The organism is Synechococcus sp. WC101, from assembly GCF_047461555.1.
In the GTDB taxonomy this organism is placed as follows: Bacteria; Cyanobacteriota; Cyanobacteriia; order Thermostichales; family Thermostichaceae; genus Thermostichus.
In genome coordinates this window covers 1-3,188 of sequence record NZ_JANSHG010000211.1, presented here as the reverse complement: position 1 = coordinate 3,188, position 3,188 = coordinate 1, and the positions used below count along the sequence as shown (strand labels likewise).

Sequence of the window (3,188 nt, the reverse complement as noted above, 5' to 3'; positions counted from 1 at the left end):
CAAAGAATGAGTCGGCATTCCTTTCTCTCCTTCCTCTTGAATACCTGTACCCTATTTTAAATTAAAAGGCTGTATCTTTTGTGTCCTTCAGAATTTTAGAGCTGCTCCCGCCTCAGCCTAGCCGGGCGAGATGAAGTATTGACATACTCCCCAGCCCTTTGGGGCGGGGATCCTAGCTCCCCCCAAACCCCCCGTATACGGGGGGTTTGGGGATTCGGGGGAGAACGTCAACAGTCTGGTGAAGCAGAGACTTTGAGCAAGGGCAGCTCCCGTCCACAACCCGGCAGTTCCTTCCGGGAACAGCTTGGAAGGGGGCCATGTATTGGGCGGGCGCTTTTCCTTAAGGGTGGGGCAGGGCTAAGATAGCAGGAAAGGTTTCGTTACCTGTCGGCCCATGCCCCTTGCCTCTGAGACCGAGTCCTCGCAGCAAGCTCCGGCAACACCTGAGCCTTCTCAGGTGCCAGATCCGGAGTTTCCCTACGAGGTCGAGATGAGCTTGATGGAGCATCTGGAGGAGTTGCGTAGCCGCCTCTTGGCCAGTGTCATTGCGGTGGCCCTGTGTATCGTCGCCTGTTTTCTGGTGGTGAACCGCATCGTCGCCCTGCTGGAGGTGCCCGCTCAGGGGGTGACCTTCTTGCAACTGGCGCCGGGCGAGTATTTTTTCGTCTCTATGAAAGTGGCGGCATATTCGGGGCTGCTCTTGGCCACGCCCTTTGTGCTCTACCAAATTGCCCGCTTCGTCTTGCCAGGGCTGAGCGTCAAGGAGCGCAAGCTGTTGGGGCCGGTGGTGCTCGGATCCAGCCTTTTGTTTGTGGCTGGCTTGGTCTTTGCCTACTACCTCCTCATTCCGGCGGCGCTCAACTTCTTCATTCGCTATGGGGAAGGGGTGGTGGATCAGGCCTGGTCCATCGACCGCTACTTTGAGTTTGTGCTGCTGCTGATGTTCAGCACTGGCTTGGCCTTTCAGGTGCCGATTTTGCAGGCGCTGCTGGGAGCTTTGGGCCTGGTAACTGCTGAGCAGATGTTCAAGGGTTGGCGCTATGTTGTCCTAGGTTCGGTGGTGGCGGGGGCCATTCTCACCCCTTCCACGGATCCCCTCACCCAGAGCCTCCTGGCTGGCGCGGTAACGTTCCTGTACTTGTTTGGCATTCTCCTGGTGAAGCTGCTTGGCAAATGACCCAAGGCCGCAGACCTTGATTCTGCCAGCGGGGTCTCCGGCCCGGGAAAGAGAAACGCCAATGGATAAACTCTACCTTCTCACCAAGTTGCTCAGCGGCAACAGTCGGGACTGCAGCCCTGGCTAGCGCCGGGGTTCCGGCATCCACCCCCATCGGCAAGAGACGGCTCCACCGCCAGCGGGGGGAGAGCGGGCCCGGCCCGCCTTGAACTGGAAGGGATCCCGGCCAATTTTCCCGGGCAGGGTATTTCAACGGCGGATTGGCCCGCCTCACTTTGCCAGCGTACCGCTCGCCAGCCCACCAGGGACGAGAGGCCTGTTCGCAAGCCCTGGGGGGGTTGGTGCGGTTGTCAGAAGAGGCGGTTTTGGTGCCTGCTGTAGCCTCTGGGCCAGCGAGGGCAAACGGCGGCTCGCTGCGCTGCTGAGCTCTTCTCAAAGGGAGGTTTGGCCGATGGGCAAAGAGAAATTGGTTTTTGACCAACCAGTCTTCTAAAGTTCTATGGTTGCTTGGACTTTTCTCCCGAAGACAAATCCTTATCCTCCCAAAACCTACGATCCTGCTTACCCAGTCGGCAGCTACTGGGACAGCACAATACCAGATTCCAGTTGGCGACATCCGGCGCCTCTGCAAGGGCAGGTTGAGGCCGAGGTGGCCATCATAGGAGGAGGATTGACGGGGCTATCGACGGCCCTGCACCTGGCCCGCGATCACGGCATCTCGGCTTGCCTGCTGGAGGCGGGATCCCTGGGCTGGGGCGCCTCCGGGCGCAACGGCGGCTTCTGCGGAGTGGGGGCGAGCTACCTCACCCATGCCCAAATGGTGCGGCGGGTAGGCCTGGCGGAGACGGAGCGCTACTACCGGGATCAGCGGCAGGCGGTGGAGACCGTGCAAGAGCTGGCCGCTGCCGAGGGCTTTTCCCTGGATGCCCAGGGAGAAGGTTGGTACGCAGTAGCCCACCGCCCCAGCGCTTGGCGGGAGTTGGAGGCCGAATACCAGATCTACGCCCAGGTGGCCGGCTACCCAGTTCAGCTCCTCAGCCCCAAAGAGCTGCGGGAACGGGGCTTCGACAGCCGCGAGAACCACGGCGCCCTCCACATCGGGGTGGGGTTTGGCCTCAACCCCCTCAAGCTTGCCCAAGGGCTGGCCCAGGCCGCCCAGAAATGGGGAGCGCAATTGCACAGCGCCAGCCGGGTCGTTGCCTGGGAAAAGGTTGGCTCCCGCCACCTTTGCCATACGCCCGGGGGAACGGTGCGGGCACGGCACCTGGTCATCGCCACCAATGGCTACACGCCGGCCAACCTCTACCCCCAATTGGCCGGATCCCTGTTGCCGGTGCTTTCCAACATTCTGGTCACCCGGCCTCTGACGCCGGCAGAGCGAAGGGCTCAGGGCTGGTGGGATCCGACGCCGATCTACGACACGCGACGGCTGCTGTTCTACTACCGTCTCCTGCCGGATGGGCGCTTGCTGTTTGGGGGGCGGGACGGCACCTGCGATGCCCCAAGGGAACGCCAGCGCCTGCGGGCCTGGATGGCGCGGCAGCTCTACCGCCTCTTTCCCGCCTGGGAGGGGGTGGAGATCGAGTACGCCTGGAACGGCTTGGTTTGCCTCTCCCGCCAGCTTCACCCCCACATCGGCCCTTCGCCGACGGATCCCAGCCTCTGGTACGGCCTGGCCTACCACGGCAGCGGCGTGGCCACAGGGGTGTGGGCAGGCAAAATCCTGGCCCAGGAGATCGCCGGCATCCGACCCCAAATTAGCGCCCTCTTCCGCCAGCCACCGCGCCTTTTCCCTTTCCCCTGGCTGCGGCTTCACTACCTGCGGCTGGGGTATCTTTGGTGGCAGTTGACAGACGGATAGTTCCTTCAGGTGTGCGGGAGAGCCCCCTATTCGCTGCAGAAGTCCTGTCGTAATCTAGTCCTAGTTCGGCCTTGCCTTGGCCTCTCGCCATTGCCCGTCGTTCCTTGCTGAGGTACCCAGTGCTGCCCACAGCTTGTTATCGGCCTGATC

At 61.9% G+C, this 3,188-nt stretch carries 2 protein-coding genes; both read left to right on the top strand.

Annotation, left to right across the window (positions count from 1 at the left end; genetic code table 11):
* Window positions 1–490: 490 nt before the first annotated feature.
* On the top strand, window positions 491–1,177 hold the full coding sequence (tatC, locus tag NW809_RS11535) for a twin-arginine translocase subunit TatC (protein WP_228375510.1): 687 nt from the start codon (window positions 491–493) through the stop codon (window positions 1,175–1,177).
* Window positions 1,178–1,826: 649 nt separating this feature from the next.
* Window positions 1,827–3,038 carry an NAD(P)/FAD-dependent oxidoreductase gene (locus NW809_RS11530; protein WP_228375481.1) on the top strand — a complete coding sequence of 404 codons (1,212 nt, stop codon included), beginning with the start codon at window positions 1,827–1,829 and terminating at the stop codon, window positions 3,036–3,038.
* Window positions 3,039–3,188: the final 150 nt, after the last annotated feature.